The 24789-nt window shown below is 69.5% G+C and carries 25 protein-coding genes, 2 pseudogenes and 1 riboswitch; of the genes and pseudogenes, 11 read left to right on the forward strand and 16 right to left on the reverse strand.

Going from position 1 to position 24789, the window contains the following annotated elements; all coding sequences use genetic code 11:
- Positions 1 to 34: 34 nt before the first annotated feature.
- From mptB (QM774_RS05840) to QM774_RS05855, 4 genes and pseudogenes are all read left to right on the forward strand, one after another.
- Positions 35 to 574, forward strand: a pseudogene (mptB, locus tag QM774_RS05840) (polyprenol phosphomannose-dependent alpha 1,6 mannosyltransferase MptB); the annotation flags it as partial.
- A gap of 64 nt (positions 575 to 638) precedes the next feature.
- Complete coding sequence (mptB, locus tag QM774_RS05845; RefSeq protein ID WP_414974982.1) at positions 639 to 1457, forward strand: polyprenol phosphomannose-dependent alpha 1,6 mannosyltransferase MptB; 819 nt, start codon at positions 639 to 641, stop codon at positions 1455 to 1457.
- Positions 1424 to 2362 carry a phytoene/squalene synthase family protein gene (locus tag QM774_RS05850; RefSeq protein WP_414976602.1) on the forward strand — a complete coding sequence of 313 codons (939 nt, stop codon included), beginning with the start codon at positions 1424 to 1426 and terminating at the stop codon, positions 2360 to 2362. The genes mptB (QM774_RS05845) and QM774_RS05850 overlap by 34 nt, the downstream gene beginning before the upstream one ends.
- An 11-nt stretch (positions 2363 to 2373) precedes the next feature.
- Positions 2374 to 2757, forward strand: coding sequence for an Rv2175c family DNA-binding protein (locus tag QM774_RS05855; RefSeq protein ID WP_414974983.1), 384 nt, complete (start codon positions 2374 to 2376; stop codon positions 2755 to 2757).
- 4 nt (positions 2758 to 2761) lie between these two features.
- On the opposite strand, the gene QM774_RS05860 is transcribed toward QM774_RS05855, so the two are convergent.
- Positions 2762 to 3709 (reverse strand): acyl-ACP desaturase, encoded by a 948-nt coding sequence (locus QM774_RS05860; protein ID WP_414974984.1) that lies wholly within the window; start codon positions 3707 to 3709, stop codon positions 2762 to 2764.
- Between the two features lie 125 nt (positions 3710 to 3834).
- On the opposite strand from QM774_RS05860, the gene QM774_RS05865 reads away from it, so the two are divergent.
- On the forward strand, positions 3835 to 5085 hold the full coding sequence (locus QM774_RS05865) for a protein kinase domain-containing protein (RefSeq protein ID WP_414974985.1): 1251 nt from the start codon (positions 3835 to 3837) through the stop codon (positions 5083 to 5085).
- Between the two features lie 2 nt (positions 5086 to 5087).
- Here QM774_RS05865 and QM774_RS05870 read toward each other — a convergent pair whose 3' ends face one another.
- A complete protein-coding gene (locus QM774_RS05870; RefSeq protein ID WP_414974986.1) occupies positions 5088 to 6482 on the reverse strand; it encodes a class II 3-deoxy-7-phosphoheptulonate synthase in 1395 nt (464 codons plus the stop codon).
- 63 nt (positions 6483 to 6545) lie between these two features.
- Entirely contained in the window at positions 6546 to 7034 is a 489-nt protein-coding gene (locus QM774_RS05875; protein ID WP_414974987.1) for a polyadenylate-specific 3'-exoribonuclease AS, read from the reverse strand.
- Positions 7035 to 7093: 59 nt separating this feature from the next.
- On the opposite strand from QM774_RS05875, the gene QM774_RS05880 reads away from it, so the two are divergent.
- Positions 7094 to 8434 (forward strand): glycosyltransferase 87 family protein, encoded by a 1341-nt coding sequence (locus QM774_RS05880; protein ID WP_414974988.1) that lies wholly within the window; start codon positions 7094 to 7096, stop codon positions 8432 to 8434.
- Here QM774_RS05880 and QM774_RS05885 read toward each other — a convergent pair.
- From QM774_RS05885 to QM774_RS05895, 3 genes and pseudogenes are all read right to left on the reverse strand, one after another.
- A pseudogene (locus QM774_RS05885) lies at positions 8380 to 9100 on the reverse strand (lysophospholipid acyltransferase family protein). The gene QM774_RS05880 and the pseudogene QM774_RS05885 overlap by 55 nt on opposite strands.
- Positions 9101 to 9197: 97 nt before the next feature.
- On the reverse strand, positions 9198 to 10148 hold the full coding sequence (locus QM774_RS05890; protein WP_414974989.1) for an ROK family protein: 951 nt from the start codon (positions 10146 to 10148) through the stop codon (positions 9198 to 9200).
- 37 nt (positions 10149 to 10185) lie between these two features.
- A complete protein-coding gene (locus tag QM774_RS05895; protein ID WP_414974990.1) occupies positions 10186 to 10539 on the reverse strand; it encodes a hypothetical protein in 354 nt (117 codons plus the stop codon).
- A gap of 77 nt (positions 10540 to 10616) precedes the next feature.
- Here QM774_RS05895 and QM774_RS05900 point away from each other — a divergent pair, with 77 nt between their 5' ends.
- Positions 10617 to 11402 carry a potassium channel family protein gene (locus tag QM774_RS05900; RefSeq protein WP_414974991.1) on the forward strand — a complete coding sequence of 262 codons (786 nt, stop codon included), beginning with the start codon at positions 10617 to 10619 and terminating at the stop codon, positions 11400 to 11402.
- Here QM774_RS05900 and QM774_RS05905 read toward each other — a convergent pair.
- The 3 genes from QM774_RS05905 to QM774_RS05915 are packed head-to-tail and all read right to left on the reverse strand — an operon-like array spanning position 11350 to position 13466.
- Positions 11350 to 12558 (reverse strand): ArsA-related P-loop ATPase, encoded by a 1209-nt coding sequence (locus QM774_RS05905; RefSeq protein WP_414976603.1) that lies wholly within the window; start codon positions 12556 to 12558, stop codon positions 11350 to 11352. The two genes, QM774_RS05900 and QM774_RS05905, sit on opposite strands and share 53 nt — an antisense overlap.
- A 20-nt stretch (positions 12559 to 12578) precedes the next feature.
- A complete protein-coding gene (locus QM774_RS05910; RefSeq protein WP_414974992.1) occupies positions 12579 to 13016 on the reverse strand; it encodes an SRPBCC family protein in 438 nt (145 codons plus the stop codon).
- Positions 13017 to 13040: 24 nt separating this feature from the next.
- Entirely contained in the window at positions 13041 to 13466 is a 426-nt protein-coding gene (locus tag QM774_RS05915) for a hypothetical protein (protein WP_414974993.1), read from the reverse strand.
- 117 nt (positions 13467 to 13583) lie between these two features.
- On the opposite strand from QM774_RS05915, the gene QM774_RS05920 reads away from it, so the two are divergent.
- Positions 13584 to 15392, forward strand: coding sequence for an AMP-dependent synthetase/ligase (locus QM774_RS05920; protein WP_414974994.1), 1809 nt, complete (start codon positions 13584 to 13586; stop codon positions 15390 to 15392).
- On the opposite strand, the gene QM774_RS05925 is transcribed toward QM774_RS05920, so the two are convergent.
- From QM774_RS05925 to QM774_RS05945, 5 genes are all read right to left on the reverse strand, one after another.
- Positions 15393 to 16511 carry a glycosyltransferase family 4 protein gene (locus QM774_RS05925; RefSeq protein WP_414974995.1) on the reverse strand — a complete coding sequence of 373 codons (1119 nt, stop codon included), beginning with the start codon at positions 16509 to 16511 and terminating at the stop codon, positions 15393 to 15395.
- On the reverse strand, positions 16511 to 17950 hold the full coding sequence (locus QM774_RS05930; protein WP_414974996.1) for a peptidase MA family metallohydrolase: 1440 nt from the start codon (positions 17948 to 17950) through the stop codon (positions 16511 to 16513). The genes QM774_RS05925 and QM774_RS05930 overlap by 1 nt, the downstream gene beginning before the upstream one ends.
- Position 17951: 1 nt before the next feature.
- Positions 17952 to 19013 carry an NlpC/P60 family protein gene (locus QM774_RS05935; RefSeq protein ID WP_414974997.1) on the reverse strand — a complete coding sequence of 354 codons (1062 nt, stop codon included), beginning with the start codon at positions 19011 to 19013 and terminating at the stop codon, positions 17952 to 17954.
- An 85-nt stretch (positions 19014 to 19098) separates the two neighbouring features.
- Positions 19099 to 19716 carry a C40 family peptidase gene (locus QM774_RS05940; RefSeq protein WP_414974998.1) on the reverse strand — a complete coding sequence of 206 codons (618 nt, stop codon included), beginning with the start codon at positions 19714 to 19716 and terminating at the stop codon, positions 19099 to 19101.
- Between the two features lie 15 nt (positions 19717 to 19731).
- Positions 19732 to 19907: riboswitch (cyclic di-AMP (ydaO/yuaA leader) on the reverse strand.
- 106 nt (positions 19908 to 20013) lie between these two features.
- Entirely contained in the window at positions 20014 to 20277 is a 264-nt protein-coding gene (locus QM774_RS05945) for a hypothetical protein (RefSeq protein WP_414974999.1), read from the reverse strand.
- Between the two features lie 160 nt (positions 20278 to 20437).
- Between QM774_RS05945 and QM774_RS05950 the strand changes: the two genes are divergently transcribed.
- Both QM774_RS05950 and QM774_RS05955 read left to right on the forward strand, forming a co-directional pair.
- A complete protein-coding gene (locus tag QM774_RS05950; protein WP_414975000.1) occupies positions 20438 to 22213 on the forward strand; it encodes a DEDD exonuclease domain-containing protein in 1776 nt (591 codons plus the stop codon).
- The gene (locus QM774_RS05955; RefSeq protein ID WP_414975001.1) at positions 22210 to 22488 is read left to right on the forward strand and encodes an Lrp/AsnC family transcriptional regulator; all 279 of its coding nucleotides are present in this window, start codon (positions 22210 to 22212) and stop codon (positions 22486 to 22488) included. Before QM774_RS05950 ends, QM774_RS05955 begins: the two co-directional genes overlap by 4 nt.
- Before the next feature lie 17 nt (positions 22489 to 22505).
- On the opposite strand, the gene trpD is transcribed toward QM774_RS05955, so the two are convergent.
- The gene (trpD, locus tag QM774_RS05960) at positions 22506 to 23567 is read right to left on the reverse strand and encodes an anthranilate phosphoribosyltransferase (RefSeq protein WP_414975002.1); all 1062 of its coding nucleotides are present in this window, start codon (positions 23565 to 23567) and stop codon (positions 22506 to 22508) included.
- A gap of 9 nt (positions 23568 to 23576) precedes the next feature.
- Positions 23577 to 24059: a hypothetical protein gene (locus QM774_RS05965; RefSeq protein ID WP_414975003.1), complete on the reverse strand. Its 483-nt coding sequence runs from the start codon at positions 24057 to 24059 to the stop codon at positions 23577 to 23579.
- A 107-nt stretch (positions 24060 to 24166) separates the two neighbouring features.
- Here QM774_RS05965 and QM774_RS05970 point away from each other — a divergent pair, with 107 nt between their 5' ends.
- Entirely contained in the window at positions 24167 to 24778 is a 612-nt protein-coding gene (locus QM774_RS05970; protein ID WP_414975004.1) for a cytochrome c oxidase subunit 3, read from the forward strand.
- Positions 24779 to 24789: the final 11 nt, after the last annotated feature.

The raw sequence follows: 24789 nt of genomic DNA on the forward strand, positions 1-24789 counted from the left end.
CTTCCTCGGTTTCACCGGTGCGGTGTCGTTCACCATGGGCACCTACGGCCTGGCGGACATCCCCCGGAACGACGCGACCCTCGCCGACCTGGGCATGGCCCCGCTGACCTACGAGCACGGGAAGACTCTGGCGTGGATCCTGTTCTGGATGGGCGTCGCTCTGCTGGTGATCGCCTGGGTGCGGATCGGGCGGGCCGTCCTGAACGGCACGTCGACGCTCACCGTGCGCGGCACCGTCGTCGCCGTCGGCGCCTGGGCCGCCCCCATGCTGGTCGCGGTGCCGGTCTTCAGCCGCGACGTCTACGCCTACCTGGCGCAGGCCAACGTGCTGGCCGCCGGATTCGACCCCTACTACGACGGTCCGGCGCACGCGCCGGGACCGCTGGTGGATTCGATGGCGCAGATCTGGGCGCCCACCACGTCGCCGTACGGGCCGGCGTTCATGCTGCTGATGCGCGGCGTCGTCGCGATCACCGGGCAGAACCCGATCGCCGGGGTCTTCGTGACCCGGCTGGTACTGCTGCCCGGTCTCGCGCTGTCGCTGTGGGCGCTGCCGAAGATCGCGGCCCGTTTCGGCGCGTCGAGGCGCATGGCGTTGTGGCTGCTCCCCCTCAATCCGATGCTGCTGACGCATTCTGGTGGCCGGGCCGCACATCGAACTGCTGATGATGGGCTTCCTCGCGGCCGGTGCGGCGGTGGTGCTGAGCGGCCGGCCGGTGGCCGGCCTCGCGCTGCTCGGGCTGGCCGCGTCGGTGAAGATCACCGCCGCGGTCGCGATCCCGTTCATGTTCTGGGTGTGGCTCGACCAGCGGCGCCGGGCCGGCGAACGGATGCCTCCGATCACGGTGGCCGGCATCCTGGCGGCCACCGCGCTGATCCCGGCCGCGGTGTTCGGCGCGTTCACCGCGGCCCTCGGGCTCGGTGTCGGCTGGATCAACGGGTTGTCGTGGGCGTCGCGGATCATCAACCCGTTCTCGATTCCGACCCTGGTGGGACATATCGTCACCTACGTCGCGGCCCCGTTCCACGTCTGGGATCTCCAGCAGGTGTTGCCGGTGACGCGCGCGATCGGCAGCGTCGCCATGGTGGTGATCCTGGTCGTCCTGTGGTGGCGCTACCGTACCGATGCGCGCCGCGCGATCGCCGGCACCGCCTGGGCGATGCTCACCGTGCTGTTACTGGAACCGTCGACGCTGCCCTGGTACTACGTGTGGACGCTGGTGTTCGCCGTCGCCTTCGATCTGCCGATGTGGCTGCGGCAGCTGGTCGTCGGGGTCAGCGTCTTCTTCCTGATCACCTTCCAGCCGGACGATTCGATCCTGTTCTACAAGCCGGTCGAGTCGTTGATCGCGCTCGCTTTCGCGGTGCTCGCGGCGGTCTCCCTGCGGCGATACGACCCGCTGCGGCTCGGCGCTCTCGGCCGATGGGCGTTCTCTCCGCCCCGCCCGGCCGCGTGACTCCGGCCGACGTGGCGGCCGGCTATGCCCTCGCCGACACGCTGATGGCCCGGGCCGGCCGGACCTACCATCTGGCGTCGCGGCTGCTGCCCGCCGAGTCCCGGCGCGCCGTCGCCGCGCTGTACGGGTTCGCCCGCACCGCCGACGACGTCGTCGACACCGACCGCTTCCCGGATCCCGCCGACCGCGGCCGGGCACTCGACGATCTGCGGGACGGGCTGGCGTCCGCCCTGGCCGGCGAGCCGGTCCCCGGTCCCGCCGACCGCCGGAGGCTGGTGCTCGCCCTGGCCGACGCGGTCGTCCGGTTCGGGATCGATCCGGCGACCTTCGACGCCTTCACGCACTCCATGCGCATGGATGTCCCCGGCACCCCCGAGTTCCGCAACCGCTATCGCACCATCGCCGAACTCGGTGAGTACACGTACGGGTCGGCGGCGGTCATCGGCCTGCAGTTGCTGCCGGTGCTCGGCGCGGCCGGGCTCGGCGACGAGGTGACCGCCGGCGCCGCCCTGCTCGGGGTGGCGTTCCAGCACACGAACTTCCTGCGGGACGTCGCCGAAGACCTGTGGCGCGACCGGATCTATCTGCCGCTCGACGTGCTCGAAGCCTTCGGAGTCGACGAGGAGGTGCTGCACCGGGATGCCGCTCGCCGCACCACGAGCCGGCCGCTGCGGGCGGCGGTCCGGCACCTGATCGCCGTCAACCGCGACGAGTACCGGCGCACGGCACCCGCGATCGCCGCCCTGCCGGCCCGGACCCGGCCCGCGATCGCCGCGGCCGCCCGCTCCTACGGCGACATCCTCACCGAGATCGAACACGCCGGCCACGACGTCATGGCCGCCCGCGTCGTGGTCCCCGCGCGTCGCCGGATCGGTCACGCCGCCCGCGCCCTGGTCCTCAAGTAGAGTTGCGGACCGTGAGTTCCCTCCCCTTGTCCACCGGAATCCTGCCCGACGATGCCGAGGTCTACGACCTCGATGAGGTCGCCGACCGTCTCGGGGTGTCCCCGGGCCGAGTGCGCACGTTGATCCGGGACCACAATCTGCTGGCCGCTTCCCGCGACGGCGTCCCCGTCGTTCCGGCCCTGTTCTTCGGCGACGGCGACGACGACGGTCATCGGGGGCTCGCCAAGCATTTCGAGGGTCTGGTGACGATCCTGCTGGACGGCGGCTACACGCGCGATGACGCGCTCGAGTGGTTCTTCACCGTGCAGGACGATCTCGGCATGCACCCGGCGCAGGCCCTGCACACGCATTCGGCACGTGAAGTGATCCGCCGCGCGCAGGCCCAGGCCTTCTGACTCGTCAGGCGGACATGGTTTCGCGTTTGCGGGCCTGCCGTTCCAGGTACCGATCCCGCTGTTCTTCGAAGCGGACCGCGTCGGCCTCCGCCTTCTCCAGATAGGCCGCCAGTTCTTCGCGCGCCTTCTCTCCGCGCCCGGTGAAGTCGTTGCGTTCGAAGACGCGGAGTTTGCGGAGCACCGGCTTCACGACGTCGTCGAGGTGCTGGCGGGTGTCGTAGACCCCGTTCATCGCCATCAGCAGGCTCATGCGGCGGAAGTTGGGCATGCCGATACCGGGCATGTCGAAGTTGGTGATGACGTCGGCCAGAGCCTCGATCGCCTGATCGGGTGCCAGGTCGAGGGCCGCCGCACAGATGTTCCGGTAGAAGATCATGTGCAGGTTCTCGTCGGCGGCGATCCGCTGCAGCATCTTGTCGGCGACCGGATCGTTGCACACCTTGCCGGTGTTGCGGTGGCTCACCCGCGTGCCGAGTTCCTGCACCGTCACGTACGCGACACCCCGCAGCAGACCGCTCAGATCGTCCGAATGGGCGCCTTTGGTCATGTTCGTCATGCGGTCGTTCTCGAGGGCGACCGGATCCACACCGCGTGTCACCACCAGATAGTCGCGCATGACGATGGCGTGCCGGTTCTCTTCGGCCGTCCAGCGGCCCACCCAGGTGCCCCACGCCCCGTCCGGTGAGAAGTATTCGGTGATCTCCCGGTGGTAGGACGGCAGGTTGTCCTCGGTGAGCAGGTTGAGCGTCATCGCCGCCTTGGCGACGTCCGACAGCTGCGACTGCCCCTCCTCCCAGTCGTCACCGCCCATCGCCGCGAAGTTCCGGCCCTCGTCCCACGGCACGTAGTCGTGCGGATGCCAGGACCGGGCCTGGGAGAGGTGCCGGTTGAGCTCGGCCTCGGCGGCGGGTTCGAGCTCGGTGAGCAACTGCAGTTGTGTCAGATCAGGCACGGTGGACGATCCCCCCAGGGTCTTCGATGTGATTCGCAGCACAGTATGCCAGGCCGGCGGCCGTCGCAACGGACAGGCGCCCGGCCTCCCCGGATTCGAGGCGCCGACCGGTAGATTCTCCTTTCGTGACCACCCCCGACGATCCGCTGCTCGGCCGCGTTCTGGAACGCCGCTACCGGATCGACGCGCCCATCGCCCGGGGCGGCATGTCGGCGGTCTACGTCGGCACCGATCAGCGGCTGGGACGCCGGGTCGCGGTCAAGGTGATGGACTCGCGTTACGTGGGCGATCCGCAGTTCCTGCGCCGCTTCGAGTTCGAGGCGCGCGCCGTCGCCGGGCTGAGCCATCCCGGTCTGGTGGCCGTCTACGACCAGAGCATCGACGGCGACATCGCCTTCCTGGTGATGGAGCTGGTGCGCGGCGGCAGTCTCCGTGAACTCCTCCGCGAACGCGGACCGATGCCGCCGCATGCGGTGGCCGCGGTCGGCATCCCGATGCTCGGCGGCCTGGGTACCGCTCACCGCGCCGGACTGGTGCACCGCGACGTGAAGCCGGAGAACGTGCTGATCTCGGACACCGGCGATGTGAAGGTCGCCGACTTCGGCCTGGTGCGGGCCGTCGACGAGGCCGGCGTCACCTCGGCCAGCGTCATCCTCGGCACCGCCGCCTATCTGTCGCCCGAGCAGGTGACGTCCACGGACATCGACGCCCGCAGTGACGTCTACTCGGCCGGGGTCCTGCTGTTCGAGCTGCTGACCGGCCGGCAGCCGTTCGCCGGATCCACCCAGCTGGCGCTCGCCTACCAGCGCCTCTCCTACGACGTGCCGGCACCGGGAGACTTCATCGCCGGGGTTCCGGCCGAGATCGACGAGATCGTGCTGCGCGCCACCGAACGTGATCCGGCGGCCCGCTTCCCGGACGGCTTCGCCATGCAGCACGCACTGCTCGACGCCGTCGACGAGCTCGGACTGCCGGCGTTCACCGTGCCCGCACCCCGCCAGGCGTCGGCGCGGGTCACCAGTGCCGTCGCCCGGCCGGTGGTGGCGCGCCCGGAGCGGCCGGCCGTCGATGCTCCCCATGACGACCACGACGACGGTCCCGACGACGGCGACGTCGACTACGCGGACTACGCGAACGACTACGACCCGGTCGACGACCACGCCTACGCCGCCGGCCGTGCGGCCCCGGCGGCGGGGATCGCGGCGCCGCCGCGCACACCCGCCGACTACGACCCGTACGACGATCCGGCCGAACCCCTGCCCGTGGTCCACACCGGCAACCCGATCACCGCCATGATCTGGGTGCTGCTGGTCCTCGGTGTGGCGGCCGGCGCCTGTCTGGCCGGCTGGAATCTCGGGATGTACTGGATCCGCTGAGGTCAGCCGCGCAGCATCTCGGCGACCAGGAAGGCCAGCTCGAGGGACTGCTGGGTGTTCAGTCGCGGATCGCAAGCCGTCTCGTAGCGGCCTTCCAGATCCAGGTCCGAGATGTCCTGGGCGCCGCCCAGGCATTCGGTGACGTCCTCACCGGTCAGCTCGATGTGGATACCGCCCGGATGAGTGCCGAGCGCACGGTGCACCTCGAAGAAGCCCTGCACCTCGTCGACCACGCGATCGAAGTGCCGGGTCTTGAAGCCGTTGGACGCGGTGTGGGTGTTGCCGTGCATGGGATCGCACTGCCAGATCACCTTGTGACCGGTGGCCTCGACGGCCTGCACGATCGGCGGCAGAACGCTGCGCACCTTGTCGTTGCCCATACGGGACACCAGGGTCAGCCGTCCGGGACGGTTCTCCGGGTCGAGCAGCTTCACGTATTCGACGGCCTGTTCGGGCGTCGTGGCCGGACCGATCTTCATACCGATCGGATTCGCGATCAGGTTGGCGAGGGCCACGTGCGCGCCGTCGATCTGCCTGGTCCGTTCACCGATCCACAGGAAGTGCGCCGACAGGTCGTACAGGACGGGCTCGTCGCCGCCCCTCGGATCGTCGGCCAGCCGCAGCATGGCGCGCTCGTAGTCCATCACCAGAGCCTCGTGCGAGGCGAAGATCTGCGTCGACTCGAGGCTCGAGTCCTGGACGCCGCACGCCTCCATGAACTTGAGGCCGCGGTCGATCTCGCCGGCGAGCGCCTCGTAGCGGGCCCCGGCCGGCGAGGTGCGCACGAACTCCCGGTTCCAGTCGTGCACGCGGTCCAGACGCGCCTCCGATCCGGTGAGCGCGCGGACCAGGTTCATGGCGGCCGCGGCGTTGGCGTACGCCCGCACCAGCCGCGACGGGTCGTGGACGCGGGTGGCCTCATCGGCCTCCAGGCCGTTGACCATGTCGCCGCGGTACGAGAGCAGCCCCAACGAGTCCTTGTCGGCCGAGCGCGGCTTGGCGTACTGGCCGGCGATGCGGGCCACCTTGACCACCGGCATGCTCGCGCCGTAGGTCAGAACCACCGCCATCTGCAGCAGGGTGCGGATGTTGGCGGTGATGTGCGGTTCGGTGTTGGCGGCGAAGGTCTCCGCACAGTCGCCGCCCTGCAGCAGGAACGCACGCCCCTGCGCGACCTCGCTCAACTGCTCGAAGAGGTTCTCCACCTCGGTCGGCATGCAGATCGGCGGAACGCTCTCCAGCACGGTGCGCATCTTGTGCGCCTCGTCGGCGGGCCAGCTCGGCTGTTGCAGGGCCGGCCGGGAGATCATGTCGTCGAACCGCTCTGCCAGCTTTCCGGGCAGCGGAGGAAGCTCCGGCAGTTCGTCGATCGGCACGTCTACGGTCCAGTTCACCACGGCATCCACAGTATCGGAGCGCCGGACGGTCCGAGTGCCGAGGGCCGCGGGGAGAGACCGGGCTCACGAACCGGCGGTGAACTCCTCGATCGCCTGCCATCGCCGCAGGTTGTGACGGGCATCGGCGAGGGCGCTGTGGGCGTCCTTCGGTGTCGCCGGAAGGGGCGGACTGCCCACGGCCTCCCAGTGCTGGCGGAGCTCGCGGGTGAAGCGCGGCAGCTCCCGCGGCAGATCCACCATCGAACCCCACAGCTGGCACAGCACCACGTGGTCGTAGGCGCCCACCCAGGCCCACAGCTCGACCGGGCCGGGTGCCCCGGTCAGGAACTCGTACAGGTCGTCGCGGATCCGCTGCCGGCTCCGCCACGCCTGATCGGCCGGCGACGGCAGCTTGTCGAGTACGTGGTTGCGGACCCACGGACCGGCCTTACCGGGATCGAACTCGGTGGACACCGCATAGAACTCGCGGCCGTCCTCCCCGACCACGCCGATCGAGACGAGATCGATGGTGGTCCCGTCCTCGATGAACTCGCAGTCGTAGAAGAAGCGCACCCGTGCAGGATACGGGCGTGGCGCGGGATCCGGGCGCCGGGTCGACTACCGTGAACGGCATGTCAGGCCGCAACGAACGGTTCGCGCCGGAGCGCCTCCGTACGTGGCGGCCGGGTCCGGTGGCTTTCGCCGTCGCCGCGCTCGCGTTCGCCGCGTCGACGGTCCTGCAGATCAGCGGAGTCCCGTTCACCTCCAGCTTCGGCACCCGCACCCGTTTCGACTTCGACGTCTACCGGCTCGGCGGACAGCTGTGGCATCACGGCATCAGCCTGTACGCGGACGGTTCGCTGCCGTTCACGCAGGACGGCATCTGGCTGCCGTTCACCTATCCGCCGTTCGCGGCGCTCGTGTTCACCCCGCTCGGTCAGGTCGGTCTGGACGTGGGTGGCATCCTCATCTCGATCGTCAGCGCCGTCTGCCTGGCGTATTCGATGTGGGTGGTGCTGCGCGCCCTGCGTGTGGGTACATCGCGCGGCCGGATCGTCCTGGCCCTGTGGATCTCGGCGATCGCCGTCTGGTTCAACCCGTTCGGGATGACCCTCGGCTTCGGCCAGATCAACATCATCCTGATGGCGCTGATCCTCACCGACGTGTTCGTGATCGGCCGGCGCCGGTCCGACGAGGCGGCCACACCCCTGCGCGGTGTGCTCACCGGCCTGTCCGCCGCGATCAAGCTGACCCCGCTGGTGTTCCTGGCCGTCTTCGCATCCGCCGGACGCTGGCGGGCGTTCTGGACCGGCCTGGCCGCGTTCGTCGCGGCCGCCGGCGTCGCGTGGGCGTGGCTTCCCGCCGACTCGAAGACGTACTGGACCGACACCGTCTTCCACACCACCCGGATCGGGGTGCCCGAGGGACCCATCAACCAGAACCTGAACGGCTCTTGGCTCCGGATCTTCGGGGTCGACAATCCGGCGGCGCCGGCGGCCTGGGTGCTGTCGTCACTGGTGGTGACCGGTCTGGCCGTTCTGGCGTTGATCTCCGTCCGCCCGGTCGCGGCGTTCGCGCCCGGCGCGGACGCCCGCGACGACGTCGACGCGGTACTGGTCGTGTCGATCGTCGCGTTCTGGGGCCTGCTCGTCTCGCCGACCACCTGGGCGCACCACTGGGTGTGGGCGCTGCCGGCGATTCTCGCCTGCATCGTCGTCGCCGCCCGGTCCCGCGATCTGACGACCGTACGGCTCTATGCGGGGCTGGCGGCGACCGGCATCGCGATCTTCGCGATCGGTCCGTTCCAGCTGATGCCGCACGACGTCACGACGTGGAGCTGGTGGCAGCACCTCATCGGCGACGCCTACGTGCTGTGGGCGCTCGCCTTCCTGACGATCGTGTGGCGATACCCGTTCCGTCAGGCGGCGGTGCCGGCGGCCGGCGGGGTCGCAGCCGGTGCGGCCGCAGGCTGATCCTTGAGGCTGGCCGCGTAGATGTCGACGTACTGCTGACCACCCAGACGCATCAGCGCGTACATGATCTCGTCGGTGACGGCCCGTTCGATGAATCGGTTGCCGGCCATCCCCTCGTACCGCGAGAAGTCCATCGGCTCGCCGACCTTGACGGTCACCTTGGTCGGGCGCGGCAGCACCGTCCCGGGCGGGTTGATCTTGTTGGTGCCGACCATCGCCACCGGGATCACCGGCACACCGGTTTCCAGGGCCAGCCGCGCCAGCCCGGTCTTGCCCTTGTAGAGGCGGCCGTCCGGCGATCGCGTGCCCTCCGGGTACAGGCAGAGGATGTCGCCGCGCTCGAGGACCTTCTTGCCGGCGTTGAGCGCGTCGGCGGCCGCGTCGGCACCGGAACGGTCGATGGGGATCTGCCCGGACTGGGAGAAGAAGAACTTCTTGAACCGGCCCTTGATGCCGGGCTCGGTGAAGTATTCCGACTTGGCGAGGAAGTAGAATGCGCCGCGGGGACATCAACGGGAAGTAGAAGGAGTCAACGACGGCCAGATGGTTGCCGGCGATCAGCGCGGCGCCCTCCTTGGGCAGGTTGTCGACGCCCTCGATGGTCGGCCGGCCCATGATCCGCAGGGCCGGACCCATGACCAGGTACTTCATCAGCCAGTAGAACACGGCGGCTTCTCCCCTCGACAACCCGCACACGACCACCTGACACCCGGTGGTCTCGAATGCACCACACTCTACTGGCTGCGGCGACGGTGTGGAGCCGCTACCCGGCAGTCGCCGCCAGACGTAGTCGTGCCACCTGGGCCGCACCGATCACCCCGGCGTTCTCGCCGAGCTGTGTCGGCCGGATCTTCGCCAGGCGGCGGTGTCCGGCACCGGTGACCATGGCCGCGTAGTGTTCGCGTGCCTCGTCCAGGTACAGCGCCGACGCGGTGCCCAGACCGCCGGCGATCACGATCAGATCGGGGTCGAAGACGTCGGCGATCATCGCCAGTCCCTGGCCGAGCCAGCGGGCCAGGTTCGAGAACGCGGCGAGGGCGATCGGATCGCCTTCGACGGCGGCGGCCGCCACTCGCCGGCCGGTCAGCGAGCCGGGGTCGGCATCGGATTCGGCCACCAGAACCGAGTTCGGCGCCTCGGTCTGCGCCATCAGTTCGACGGCCGTGTCCACCAGCCCGGTGCCGCTGCAGTACCGCTCCAGACAGCCTCGTTTGCCGCAGTCGCACGGCCGGCCGTCCGGCACCACGGTCAGGTGACCGAACTCGGGGGCCACCCCGAAGCTGCCGCGATAGATCTCCCCGTGCATCGGCATCCCGGCCCCGATCCCGGTGCCGAGCGCCAGAACCAGGGTGTTCCGGCCGCGGGAGGCGGCTCCGAAATACTGTTCGGCGATGGCCGCCGAGTTGGCGTCGTGCTCGGCGAACACCGGCAGGCCGATCCGCGCGGCCATGTCCTCGGCGACGTTCGTCTCCCGCCACGCCAGATGCGGGGCGAAATGCACGGTGCGGCAGTCCGGGGACAGGAATCCGGCGATCGCGAGCCCCACCCCGCCGACACTCCACCGGTCACGGAGTTCGCCGACGAGCCGGTCCAGGCAGTGGTCGAGGGCGGCCGCCGTCGGCGGTGTCGCGGTCCGCAGGGTGTCGAGGAGAGCGCCGCGCCGGTCCACGACGCAGGCGCGGACACTGGTCCCGCCGATATCGATCCCGATCATGGGATCGACGGCCGCCGCATTCACACCGTCGAGCCTGTCACGGATTGACGTCGGTCGCGGTGATCCTCACCGGAATCGACTGGAACGGCGTGCTGACCGGGCCCGACTCCGCGGGGGCCTTGCGCAGCATGTCGGCGATCGCCTCGAGAACCGCGATCAGGGCGGCCAGCAGACGTGCGATCAGATCGCCGATCTCGGTCATCACATGATCGACCTCGCCGAGCAGACCGGCGAACACGCCGCCGGCGTCGCCGAGGTCGAGAACGCCGTCCTTGCCGGCACCGCCGAGCAGTCCGGCGAGCTGGTCGATCTGGCCGGCGAGTCCGAGCAGCAGTTCGCGCACCGGGTCGGCTGCGCCCCCGGTGCCTTCCGCGCTTTGCTCATCACTCATAGCCCCGTAATGGTAACGGTCACGCCCGGCCGGGCCACCTCCGCATGCGCCGGATCACACTCTGCCAAGCTGGAAGGGTGAACACCCGCGCCCTCGCTCAGCGCAGTCTCCGATCGCACGCCGGGGAATGGCTGCTGATCGGCGCCTCCCTGGCGTTCCTCGCCGCCTACGCCGCGCCGATCCTCTGGCCGGGCCTGTCGGGAACCGAACGCCGGATCTGCAGCGTCGTCACCGCGATCGTCTGGGCGATCTTCATCGCCGAATACCTGGTCCGTCTGCTGCGCGCCGACGACCGCCGGTCGTACTTCACCCATCACCTGTTCGACCTGGCGATTCTCGTCATTCCGATGCTCCGCCCACTCCGGCTCCTGCGGCTGATCACGGTGCTGTCGGTGATGAACCGGGCCGGAACACGGTCGGTGCGCGGCCGAGTCGTGGTCTATGCGGTCGGCGGCGCGATGCTGCTGCTGATCGTGTCGTCGCTGGCCGTCACGGAGGCCGAGCGCGGGCATCCGGGCGCCAACATCAACGGTGTCGGCGACGGTCTGTGGTGGTCCATCACCACGATGACCACCGTCGGCTACGGCGATCGCGTGCCCGAGACCGTCACCGGCCGGCTGATCGCCGCGGTGCTGATGATCTCCGGTATCGCCCTGCTCGGTGTGGTGACCGCGTTCGTCGCCTCGTGGCTGATGGATGCGATCGCCGAGACCGAGGCCGTCGAGGAGCAGACGTATTCGGCGGTGCTGCGTCTGACCGACGAGGTGGCCAGACTCCGCGAGGAGGTCGCCGACCTGCGTGCGGAGTCGGTCAGTTCCCGCCGGCCCGCTTCGGCCACACCGCCGGATCCGGACGGAACGTGACGTTGAGGCGCCGGCCGTCCCAGTCGGCGCCGGACACCAGACAGCGGCGCAGCACCGGAGGCAGACGCACCGGATGCCGGAAACCCGAGACGGTCACCAGCAGGTCGTCGGCGGAGCGGCCCAGAGCCAGCCGGTCCGGGTCGGGCAGACCCTGCGTCCAGCTGAGCCGGTACTCGGCGCCCACGCCCTCCCCGCTCAGGTGATCGAGCCGTGCGTCGGCCGATCCGTGCGGATTCCCGTCCGGCGCCGGCAGGCTCACACCGAGGCGCCGGATCCGCGCCACCCGCTCCAGCGGATCGGCGGCCGCGGCGATCTCGACGATCCCGACGGCACTGCACTCCGCGCCGAGCGTGCTTCGGATCCGGGCGGCGACCTCGGCGGTCGGCAGACCACCGGGACCGGCGTTGACCAGGACGGACCGCAACGGCAGTCCCATCAGATCGGCGATCGCCAGATGTTCGGGGGCGATCCGCAGACCGCGGTCGCCGCCGTCGACGGCCAGGTGCACGGCCACCGAGTCCGGGTCGCCGAACAGGTCGGACAGGTCGCGGCAGTCGCGGTCGATCCCCTCGACGGCGCCGGCGAGCTGCGCGAGATACGCCTTCTCCGTCGCCTCCGCCAGCCGTCCATGCCGCGGCCACAGCCGTTCGATCATCGCGGCCAGTGCGGTCGGGGCACGCAGCATCTCGAAGGGGTCGGTGGGCCCGGACAGGTCGACGACCACCCGCTGCCACTTGCCGGAGGTCGCGGCGTCCCGGATACGGCGGAGAAGCAGAAACTCCTGCACTCCCGGAAGCGACGTCAGTTCGCCGGCGTCGAGGCCGGCGAGGGTGCCGACGACGGGAAGTCTGCGCCCGGATCCGATGGCGGCCAGGGCCGCCGCGAACTCACGCCACGCCGCTTCGCTGACCTCCAGCGGATCGAGGTGCAGCAGGTCCAGATCGGCGGTCACCGACACCGGCTCCCCCGGCACCCGGAACACGCCGAGCCGGTCGGGCAGACTCGACCGGGGATCGACGGTCACCAGCAGGGTGCCGCCGCCGGGCGTCAGCGCGAGCGGACCGGCCGGCCGGGCCCCGCGACGGGAGCGGGCAGCCTCCATCGACCCGGCTGCGGCGAGCACCGAGACGCCCGAGCCACCGGCCCCGAGCACCAGATGGATGGGTGCGAGATCGATCAGCCTTCGACCCTCTTCTTCAGGTCGTCGAGCGCCGCATCGGTGATCGCGCGTTCCGCGCGCCGTTTGAGCTGGCTGATCATCGGGATCTTCAAGTCCACGGCGAGGGTGTAGGTGACCTTGGTCGAGCCCGGTACCTGCTGCTGGAGCCGGTAGCTGCCCTGCTGATCGCGCTGCAGGTCGGACGAGACCAGGTTCCAGGACACCGAGGCGCCGTCGTCGGCCCACACGTAGTCGAGCACGTACACGTCGGCCAGCACACCGGCGTCGAGTTCGAACCGGACCCGGATGCCGCGCCCCTGATCGTCGCGTTCGAGGACGGTGACGGCGCGCGCGGCGCCCACCCACTCCGGGTAGTGGTCGAAGTCGGCGATCACCGCCATCACGTCGCCGACGTCGGCGTTGACGACGGTGGAACGTTCAGTGCGGTCGGCCATGGTGCGATTCTCCCAGAATCCCGGTCACGCGCGGGCCGGAGCCGCGGCGGCGGGTCCGCCGATCTCGCGGCCGGCCTCGGCGATCGACTTGCATTCGAAGGACATCTCCTTGCCCGCCACCCGCCGCTGCTTGTTGGCTTCGGCCAGGTAGGCGGCGCATTCGGCGGGGTCGGCCGGAAGCGGGGCCGACGGTTCGGCGTGCAGGTAGTAGTGCAGCACGAAGCCGTCCAGCACGGGCTCACACCAGATCTCCATGGTGCCGGTGAGCGGACCGGCCACACTCCAGCGGACGCCTGCGTCGCCGCGATCCTCGACCACGTCCAGTCGCAGGTCCGGCCACCAGCGGCGCCAGCGCGCCGGATCGCCGATGATGTCCGCGGCGCAGGCCGGTGCAGCCGCCACGAACGTCTCGTCGGCCACCTGAATGCTCGTCACGCCAACAAGCATCACACACGCGTGCACCTCGGGGGAAGGCACCACGACCGTCGCCCCGCCGGAGTGGGCGATACGATGGTCCGCGGTCGTTGTTCCCAGCGACGCAGCCGAAGCCGGAGGTCGAATTTTTCCATGGTCGAGTATCGGGTCCCCGCGACGTACACGATCCCCCCGGAGCGCAACGCCTCCGACGTCCTCTTCGATGCGGCGGCGAAGGCACCCGATGCCCCGATGTTCCTGAAGAAGGACGGCGGCGACTGGAAGCCGGTCAACGGCGCGCAGGCGGCCGACACCGTGCGCACGCTCGCCAAGGGCCTGATCGCCTCGGGAATCAAGCCCGGTGACCGTGTCGCCCTCATCTCGGCGACCCGCCTGGAATGGACCCTGCTCGACTTCGCCATCTGGTCGGCGGGTGCCACCCCGGTGCCGATCTACGACTCGTCGTCGGCCGCCCAGATCGACTGGATCCTCGAGGATTCGTCGGCGGTCGCGGTGATCGTCGAGACCCCCGCCCACCGGAAGACGCTCGACGACGTCAAGAACGTCGGCAAGGACACCCAGGTCTTCGAGATCGAGCCGGCCGAAGGGCAGGGCGTGGTGGATCTGCTCACCGAGCGCGCCGCCGGTATCGACGACGCGGAGGTCGAGAAGCGCCGTCGCGGCCTGAAGGCCGATTCGCCGGCCACCCTGATCTACACCTCGGGCACCACCGGCCGCCCGAAGGGCGTCATGCTGCAGCACTCGAACCTGCTCGGCGAGATCGCCGGCGTGCGTCAGAGTTCGCTGGCCGAGCGCCTGGAGCCGGGCAAGCGGCTTCTGATGTTCCTGCCGCTGGCCCACGTGCTGGCACGCGCCGTCAACCTCATCGCCATCGAGTCCGGTGTGATGGTCGGCTACACGGCTGATACCAAGACGCTGGTCGAGACGTTCGGCGAGTTCCATCCGTCGGTCATCCTGTCGGTGCCGCGCGTCTTCGAGAAGGTGTACAACTCGGCTCAGCAGGGCGCCCACGACGCCAGCCCGCTCAAGGGCAAGATCTTCGATCGCGCCGCCGCCACCGCGATCGCCTATTCGAAGGCCCTGGACACCGGTTCGGTGCCGTTCGGCCTGAAGGCGCGCCATTCGCTGATGGACAAGCTCGTCTACTCGAAGCTGACCGCCGCGCTCGGCGGCCGGTGCGAGGGCGCCATCTCCGGCGGCGCACCGCTCGGCGAGCGTCTCGGCCACTTCTTCCGCGGTGTCGGCCTGGACGTCTTCGAGGGCTACGGCCTGACCGAGACGACCGCGGCGATCTGCGTGAACCGTCCCGGCGAGGTCCGGATGGGCACCGTCGGCCGTCCGGTCCCCGGCAACGCGGTCCGTATCGCCGATGACGGCGAGATCATGCTGAACGGTGATGTCGTGTTCACCGGCTACTGGCAGAACCCGGAGGCGTCGGCCGAGGCGCTCGAGGACGGCTGGTTCCACACCGGCGACATCGGCGAGCTCGACGACGACGGCTACCTGAAGATCACCGGTCGCAAGAAGGAGATCCTGGTGACCGCGGGCGGCAAGAACGTCTCCCCGGCCCCGATGGAAGACATCATCCGCGCCGCGCCGCTGGTGTCCCAGGCCATGGTGATCGGCGACCAGAAGCCGTTCATCAGTGCCCTGATCACGCTCGATCCGGAGGCTGTGCCGGCGTGGCTGGAGCGCAACGGCAAGGACCCGAAGACCCCGATGTCGCAGGTCGCCGCCGATCCGGACATGCGCAAGGAGATCCAGACCGCGATCGACGCCGCGAACGCCACCGTCTCGCATGCCGAGGCGATCAAGAAGTTCCAGATCCTCTCCTCGGACTTCACCGAGGACACCGGCGAGCTGACGCCCACCCTGAAGGTGAAGCGCAAGGTGGTTTCCGAGAACCACGCCGGCGTGATCGACTCGATCTACGCCAAGTAGTTACAGCAGCTGCTCCAGGCGCGCCGCCTGGTGCTTCCACTGCCACTTCTCGACGGTCCACTCGCGTCCGCGCGCGCCCATCGCTGCGGCGCGGGCACGGTCCTGCAACAGGCCGGTGATGGTGGAGGCGACCTGCTCGACGTCGCGGCCGTTCACCACGTGACCGGTGACGCCTTCGACCACCGTCTCGGGCGCACCGCCCGAATCGCCGGCGACCACCGGCACCCCGGAGGCCGAGGCCTCCAGGAAGACGATGCCGAGACCTTCGACGTCCAGGCCGCCGCCGCGGGTACGGGTGGGCATGGCGAAGACGTCGGCCATCGCGTGATGCATGGGGAGTTCGGCGGCGGGCACCGAGCCGGTGAACGTGATGTGGTCACGCACGCCGCTGCGGTCGGCCAGGTCGTGCAGCTTCTCGGCGTACGGGCCGCCGCCCACGATCATCAGGTGCACGTCGGGGATGCGGGCCACGATCTGCGGCAGCGCCCGGATGAGCACGTCCTGCCCTTTGCGGGGCACGAGTCTGGACAGGCACAGCACGACGGGCCGCTCCCCCAGCCCGTACCGGTCGCGCAGATCCTCGCGGGCCAGCCGATCCGGCGCGAACCGGTCGACGTCCACACCGCAGGGAAGGTACTCCAGCGCGCCGCGCGGACCGAACGCGGACGCGAAGCGGCTGCGCGTGTACCGGCTGACGAAGGTGATGACGTCCGCGGTCTCGCCGATGACGCGCAGCACCTGGCGGGAGCCGGGCAGCATCGACCAGCCCACCTCGTGGCCGTGGGTGCTGGCGACGATCCGTCGTGCGCCCGCCCGTCGCAACGTCGGCCCGAGGACCGCCAGCGGGGCCGCCGCACCGAACCACACCGTCTCGATGTCGTGCTCGCGCACCAGACGGGCTGCCCGGCGGGCGACGCCCGCGGTGGGCAGCATCAACGTCGTCGGGTGCCGCACCACCCGGTAGGGCGCGGCGGCGTCGTACTCGTCGCAGCCCTTCCAGGTGGGCGCGTACACCACCACGTCCTCGGGCGGCAGATGACCGATCAGGTTCTCCAGATACGACTGGATGCCTCCGGGACGGGGCGGAAAATCGTTGGTGACCAGCAGTGTCCGGCGCATCACCGCACCTGCCGGCTGAGCCAGGCCTGCCAATCGCGGATCAGCGTGTCGTAGTCGACGCCCAGCGACGACTTCACAGCCGCCTTGGTGGTGTCGTCGGTGACCGTCGGCGCCGCGGCCGCGTACATGGCGCGCAGCTTGGGGTCGCCGTACTTGCCGGCGATGTACGCGGCGAACGACCAGGCCGTCTGGTAGGCGAGCCGGGCCTGATCGGTGTCGACGGAGAAGTCCTTGTCCTTCGGCAGCGTCGTCTTCTCCCCGGAAGCCACCTGGACGGCCAGATCGGGGGCGACGTCGTTGAAGTCGGGCTTGGTGCCGCGGCGTCCCACGTATTCGGCGACGCCTTCGGTGAGCCACTTGGGCGTCTTGTCGGCGGTGATCAGCCGGGAGGCGGCGTGGAACAGTTCATGGCGCAGCACCACCGCGATGCCGGCCTCGCTGAGCTGGGCGGCAGCGGGTGAGAAGACGACCCGCTGGCCGACGACGGTCTGGGTGGACCGGTTGATCGTGGAGAAGACCGTGGCGGCGGCCGCCGCTTCGGTGTCGCCCTCCGCCGTCCGGGTCAGACCGGCGAACTGATCCTCGTCGCCGGTGACGACGACGACCGCGGTCTGCGGCCAGTCCTTGCCCCAGAAGTCGCTGACCGCCTCGATACCGGGCGCCAGCTGCCGGCGGATGTAGCCGACCGTGGTGTCGGTGTCCGGGTACGAGAGCACAGCGGAACGGCCGCCGGCCGAATCCACCTGTGCGGCCCGCAGCCCGTCGTACGTCCACGGCGGCACCTCCGGGGGCCGCTGCGGCTCATTCGGGTCCGATGTGTCGCCGGCGAGCGATCCGTCGCCCAGCAGCTTCCAGGCGTCGTCGTACCGCGAGAAGGCCATCGTCTCGCTCAGGGTGACGTCCGGTTCGTCGACGCCGGGCGTCGACTGCCCGCCGAGTGCGTACTGCACGTTTACCGGGGTCACCCAGCTGTCGGAGCTGCCCGCATCGCTCAGCTTCACGGCGAGTGCGCCGCCGATGAGCCGCTCGGACACCTGCTCGGAACCGACCTGGAACGCCAGGGTGCGCAGCACCAGCGGTCCCCCGCGCCCGGCCGGCGCCGGCGCCGTCGATGCAGTCTTCTGCGTGGGATTCTTCTGCGTGAGATTCTTCTGGGCGATGTGCAGCGACGCACGGAACGCGGGGGTCGCGAGCGGGTCGATCAACGCGTCGAGCGCCGCGCCGTTTCCGGACTGCAGGGCGTCGCGCAGCTTCCCGAGCAGGGCGTTCACCCCGTCACGACGCTGCTGTTCGAAGGCGTTCGACGCACTGGTGGTGGTCGACGAGGACGACGGATGCGGTGTCGGGGGCGTCGACGAGCACGCGGTCAGACCGACGGTCAGGCAGAGCGTCAGAAGACCGGCGCACAGCGCCGCGCGCGGACGGCCCGCGGACGCCAAGTCAGTACCGAACTGCGGCGTTGTACGGTCCGGCCTGGTCGATCGGCACGACCGCCACCGGCACACCGAAGGTGGCCGCGTGCACCACGTAGCCGTCACCGACGTACATGCCGACGTGGCTGGCACCGGAGTAGTAGATGATCAGGTCGCCGGGCTGCAGGGCATCCCGTGAGACCGGTGTACCGCCGGCCAGCTGGGCCTCACTCGTCCGGGGCAGGCTCTTGCCGGCCTGCTTGTAGGCCCACACCATGAGGCCCGAGCAGTCGAAGGCGTCCGGGCCGGTGGCGCCCCACACGTACGGGTCGCCGATCCGGGTGAGGGCGGCCTTCACGGCGATCATCGCCGGCGAGGTGCCCTTGGGCAGCATGCTGGGATCGAAGTCGAACTTCGGACCGCGCAGGGCGGCCAGCTGCTGGCCGGTCATCGACTGGTAGATGGCACGCACGGTCGAGGCCTCGGCCTGCAGATCGGCCTGCTTGTCGATCAGGTCGGCCCGCTTCTTCTTCGCATCCTGCTGGGCTGCGGTGGCGGCGGCGGCCGTCTCCTCGGCCTGCGTCTTCGCGGCGGCGGCGTCGGTGGAGGTCTTCTTGATGCTCGCCATGTCGCCGGCGGCCTGTCGCGAGACGACCTCCAGGTTGGACATGTTGTCGAGCAGGCTCTGCGGCGAATCGCTCACCAGCAGGGCGTACAGGCGGTTGACGCGGGCACCGCGCTCGCTGGCACGGGCCAGGGCGTCGATCTTCTTCTGGGTGACGGCGAGCTGCTTGTCCGCGGTCACGCGGCGCTTCTCGGCGTCGGCGGCGGCTTTGCGCTGCGTCACGACGATCTTGCGCTGCTTGTCGTAGTCGTCCTGCGCCTTGTTGAGGGCTTCCGAGGACTTCTCGGCCTGGACCGACAGCTGCTTGTAGCGCTTGAGGAGCTGGTCGGCACTGCGGGCCGGTTCGGCCTGCACGGCCGGGGTCGGCACGCAGGTCAGCAGCGAGACCGATGCCGCACCTGCGGCGAGCACGGCCATGCCGCGGCGGCTGACCGACCGACGGCCGGCGTTGCGGGACTTATCCATGATCGACAGGTATTTCCTAACAAGTTCAGGGCGAGTCGCACGCTAGCAGCGTGCGACCCGCCCCGGGTACGACTTGAAGATCCGCTCAGTTGTAGCGGCGGATTCCGGTGAGCGCCCAGGACTTCACAGTAGCGCGCTGCACAGGCACACCCTCGGTCGAGGAGTGGATGAACTTGCCGCCGCCGACGTAGATGCCGGCGTGGCTGCCACCGTTGAAGATCAGGACGTCGCCCGGCTTGGCCTGAGCGAGGGACGGCACCGGGGTGCCGCCGCCGAGCTGGCCGTAGCTGTCACGCGGGATGGTGCGGCCGGCCTGCTTGTACGAGTAGTAGACGAGACCGGAGCAGTCGAAGGCGTTCGGGCCGGCGGCGCCGTACACGTACGGCGAACCGATCTTCGACTCGGCGACCTTGAGAGCCTTCTCGCCGCGGGTCTGCTTGAGGCCCAGACGCTTCTTGACGTCGGTGCTCGGCGCGAGGTTCTGCGGGATGTCCTTGGCGTCGACGCCGGGGACGTCGATCGTCTGCGGGATGTCCTTCTGCGCGATGCCCGGGATGTTCAGGCCCTTCGGCACCTGGATCGGCGCAGCGTGCGCAGCCGGAGCAGCGAGGGCGATGGCGCCGATGGCGAACGAGCCGGTGGCGAGAGCGGTCTTGGCAACGTTGCGAGCGGCCTTGGGCTGCTCCACACGATGTTTGGCCACGAAAAAGTCTCCTTGTTTGTCTCTCCTGCCGCCGACCGGGTTAGCTGTCGGGTTCGGGCCGGAAGAGATGGCCCTACGCGGTCTCCCGCGATTCACCCCGATCCAGGCCGCGGCATAGCCACGTCCGGGAATAAGTGGGTCCCCGATTCGTTCACCTCTATATGAGGGTCGCGATTAGGCGGTGTCCTTCCGGTCGGCCCCAGGTGGGGCGTCCCTTCTTGGAAGGTCTCGGAAAGATTACGAAACCTGTGACCTGATGTCCACCGAATCGAGCACGGCGTGGCGAATCGGTGTCGATCAGACGGCCCGCAGGTAGCGCCCGTCGTCCCCCGGATTATCGTCGTCACCTGCATCGATACCTGTTTTCGCCGCATTGGCCTCCGTCGGCGAGATCAGCTGTGTGGCGACGAACACATCCAGCGCGTCGTGTAACGCCCGATCCGTGACCTTCAGCTGCTCATCGGGACCATAGTCCCTGGTAGCAGGGGCAAAAAAGACCTGCATCAGGCAGTCGTCGCAGGCCCGGTTTCGGGCCGGGCAGGTGGCGCAGTCGATGATCATCTGTGATCTACCTCTCATATCGGCGGCGGTTCGGCGGATCGGGCTCGTTCGGGAGTCAGATGACCCGCCGGTGACGAGCCCAAAGCTCGACCTCGACTGGAGGGTATGAGCCCCCTCCGACAAACCCTGCCTGTCGGACCCCGCTCCTAGCGTGAGCACCATGCCGCACCCGACAGCACCCGAAGGCGACGGACAGCTGAGCTTCGCGGACCTGCCCGAAGACGAAGAGTTCGCCACCGCGTCGCTCTACGACACCACCCTGGTGATCGTCGACCTGGAGACCACCGGGGGCAGCGCCGAGAACGACCGCATCACTGAGATCGGCGCGGTCAAGATCCGCGGCGGCGAAGTGCTGGGCGAGTTCGCGACCCTCGTCGACCCCGGATGCGTCATCCCGCCGCAGATCGTGCAACTGACCGGCATCACCACCGCGATGGTCCACGACGCTCCCCCGATCGAGCAGGCGCTGCCGGCCTTCTTCGAGTTCGCCCGCGGCGCGATCCTGGTCGCCCACAATGCCCGGTTCGACGTCGGCTTCCTCCGCCGGGCCGCCGCCCGGCAGCAGCTGCCGTGGCCGTGCCCGGCCTCGCTGTGCACCGTGACGATGGCGCGCCGGATCCTGCCGCGCCACGAGGCGCCCACCGTCAAGCTGTCGGCCCTGGCGGAACTGTTCGACGTCGAGACCAGACCCACCCACCGTGCACTGGACGATGCCCGCGCCACCGTCGAGGTGTTCCACCGGCTGCTCGAACGCGTCGGCAACCAGGGTGTGCGAACCTACCGTGATCTCACCCGCTATCTGCCGCGTGCGTCGCCCGCGGTCCGCGCGAAGCGGTCCCTGGCCACCGGACTCCCTCACCGCCCGGGCGTCTACCTGTTCCGCGGACCCTCCGACGAGGTCCTGTACGTCGGCACGGCCCGCGACCTGCAGCGCCGGGTCTCGAACTATTTCTCCGGCGACACCCGTCCACGGATCGGCGAGATGGTGGCCCTGGCCCAGCGCGTCGACCACATCGAATGCGCGCACGCCCTCGAGGCGGGGATCCGCGAGCTCACGCTGCTCGCCGCCCACAAGCCCGCCTACAACCGGCGGTCCCGCAACCCGCACAAGGGCTGGTGGATCACCCTCACCGAGGAACGCTTCCCGCGGCTCAAGGTGAGCCGCACCCCCGGCGAGGTCGCCGTGGGACCGGTGTCGAGTCGCGCGGTCGCCGCCGACGTGGCCGACGTCATCTCCGGTGCCGCCGGGCTGCGCACCTGCACCACCCGGCCCCGGGACCATCACTGGTGCCCGGGCACCGCCGACGCCGCGGCCCTGCCCGATCCGCTCGTCGCCGCCCTGCCCGGCACCTGTCGCGCGGCCAGCGATCGCCCGCAGACCCTCCCCGACTATCTGATCCGGGTCCAGGCGGCCCACGACCTGCTGACCGGCCGCTGTGATCGGCTTCTGCAGGACCTGACCGCACGCCTGCAGAGCCTCGCCCGGCAGCGGCGCTTCGAGTCGGCCGCCCGGGCCCGCGACCGGCTGGCGGCGACCGTCGACGTCCTGGCCCGCTGCCAGCGGCATCACGCCGTCGCCCGGGTCGACGAGATGGTGCTGGCCCAGCCCGCCGGCGGCGGTTGGGATCTCTCGGTGGTCCGCTACGGCCGGCTGGTGGCCGCCGGACGGGCCGATCGGGGTGTGCCGCCCATGCCGGTCGTCGACGCACTAAGGGCATCGGCGACCACCGTGCTGCCGCCGGCACCGCAGGACGGCCCGCTGTGCGGGGCACCGCCCGAGGAGGTCGCATTGATCACCCGGGCGATCGACGAACCGGGCACCCGCCTCGTCGACGTCTCCTCGGAACTGTCGTGTCCGGTGGGCTCGGCACAACGCTGGACGTCGTTCTCGGCCACGGCCCGGGCCGCCCGCGAGGCGGTTACCCTCGGGGCATGATCACCGCCATCGTCCTCATCGGAGCCGACATCCACCAGATCCCGGAGACCGCCCAGGCCGTCGCGGACATCCCGGGCGTCGTCGAGGTCTATTCGTGCGCCGGTGACGTCGACCTGATCGCCAAGATCAAGGTCCGCGACCACGAGGAGATCGCCGATGTGGTGACCGGGCGGATCAACCGTCTGCCCGGGGTTCGCTCCAGTGCCACCCACATCGCTTTCCGCAGCTATTCGAGCTCGGAGGTCGAGGGCGGCTTCTCCATCGGCGAGGAATGACCTCTATATAGGGGCCGTCAGCCGGCGAGACGGGTCGACTCGTCGGCCCACCGTTTCAGCAGGGCTGCGGCCGCACCCGAATCGATGGTCTGCTCGACCCGCGTCTTCGCATCGGTGAGGGCGGCGACGAGTTCTTCGTCGGAGAACTGACGGTCCTGTTCGAAGGCGACCACGGCGGCCGCCGCGTTCAGTACCACCGCGTCGCGCACCGGTCCGGTGGCGCCGGCGAACAGGTCGCGGGCCACCTGGGCGTTGTATTCGGCGTCGCCGCCCTGCAGCGCGGACAGCTTCACCAGGCCGATGCCGAGATCCCGCGGATCCAGACCGTGTTCGCTCACCTGTCCGTCGACCACCTGCCACACCGTGGACGTGGTCGTGGTGGTCAGTTCGTCGAGGCCGTCGTCGCCGCGGACGAGCAGCACCCGGTTGCCCCGGTCGGCGAAGGTCTGCGCGAGCACCGGCGCCAGGTCGGCGAAGGCGCAGCCGATCAGACCGGCGGGCGGAGCGGCCGGGTTGGTGAGCGGACCGAGCACGTTGAAGACGGTGGGTACACCGATCTCCTTTCGCGGTGGCCCGGTGAACCGGAACGCCGGATGGAACACCGGCGCGAAGCAGAATCCGATGCCGACATCGTTCAGGCACTCGCGGACCGCATCCGGGCCCAGCGAGATCGCGACGCCGAGGGCTTCGAGGACGTCGGCGCCGCCGCTCTTGGACGAGGCGGCACGATTGCCGTGCTTGATGACCGGGATTCCGGTGGCCGCGACGACGATCGAGGTCATCGTCGAGATGTTGACGGTGTGGGACCGGTCGCCGCCGGTACCGACGATGTCGAGCGCTTCACCGGGCAGATCGATGCGGTTGGCGAAGGCCAGCATGGTGTCGGCCAGACCCTTCAGCTCCTCGGTTGCCGCACCCTTCATCTTGACCGCGACACCGAATGCCGCGATCTGGGCGCCGGTGGCCGAGTCGGACATGATCTCGCGCATGGCCCAGGCCGCCTGCTGCGAGGTCAGGTCCTTGCCGTCGCTGACGGCGCCCAGAATGCTCGGCCAGGTGTACTCGGTTGAATCGGTCACGCTGCAAGCCTAACGGCCGGGTACACCGAGAATCGTCCAGCCGCCGTAGGCGCCGCCGACCCGGGAGGCGGCCGACGTCATGAGTGCCCGCTCACGCGACAGCGACACCGGATCGACCGTCTGGACCCGCGCCACCGCGACGGCCACCCGACCGTCCGGGGGCGCGGGATCGGTGGCGATCGCCGAGACCGGCGAATAGCCGTCGGCTGCATACCGCCCCACCAGCACGTCGGTCTCCTCCGGGCGCAGGAACACCACGTGACGCAGCACCACGTCGCTGCGCTCGCTGAAGCCGGCGTCTGCCAGCACCGACGACGACGAGAGGGCCTCGTCCCGGCATTCCGCCAGCACGTCGGCGTCCTCGAGAGCGTCGAGGGAGACGGCCTCGGCGGCACGTTTCCGGGAGAACCAGCGACGCATCGGCACCCTCCTGTCGGTCGGCTCGGCGACGTTCGGTGTCCAGGTAACCAGAATGCGGCCCTTCTCAGACACGCCGAGACCCCCTCGGAGATGCACGTTCACCAGGGCCGGAGGAAGAAATCCGAACGAATTTGGGACCCGAGTGGGCATGGCTTACTACGAACCGTCATACTTCTCTTGTGACTAGCGCCGTGGGTACCTCAGGAACCGCCATCACCTCGCGTGTGCATTCGCTGAACCGTCCGAACATGGTCAGCGTCGGCACCATCGTGTGGCTGTCGAGCGAATTGATGTTCTTCGCCGGTCTGTTCGCGATGTATTTCGTCGCGCGGGCCAACTCCGCCGTGGGCTGGCCGCAGCCGCCGGCGCACCTCAACCTGGCCCTGGCCGTGCCGGTGACCACCGTGCTGATCCTCAGCTCGTTCACCTGCCAGTTCGGCGTCTTCGCCGCTGAGCGCGGCGACGTCTTCGGTCTGCGCCGCTGGTACCTGCTGACCCTGCTGATGGGCACGTTCTTCGTGTGCGGTCAGGCCTACGAGTACTGGAACATGGTCCACGAGGGCGTCACGCTCTCCTCGTCGGCGTACGGCTCGGTGTTCTACCTGGCCACGGGCTTTCACGGCCTGCACGTGATCGGCGGCCTGGTGGCCTTCATCTTCCTGCTGATCCGTACCCGCCTGTCGAAGTTCACTCCGGCTCAGGCGACCGCCGCGATCGTCGTGTCCTACTACTGGCACTTCGTCGACATCGTGTGGATCGCTCTGTTCGCCGTGATCTACCTCGTTCAGTAACCGGCCCCGGC

The sequence above is a fragment of the Gordonia sp. (in: high G+C Gram-positive bacteria) genome (assembly GCF_047600565.1).
Classification (GTDB): Bacteria; Actinomycetota; Actinomycetes; order Mycobacteriales; family Mycobacteriaceae; genus Gordonia.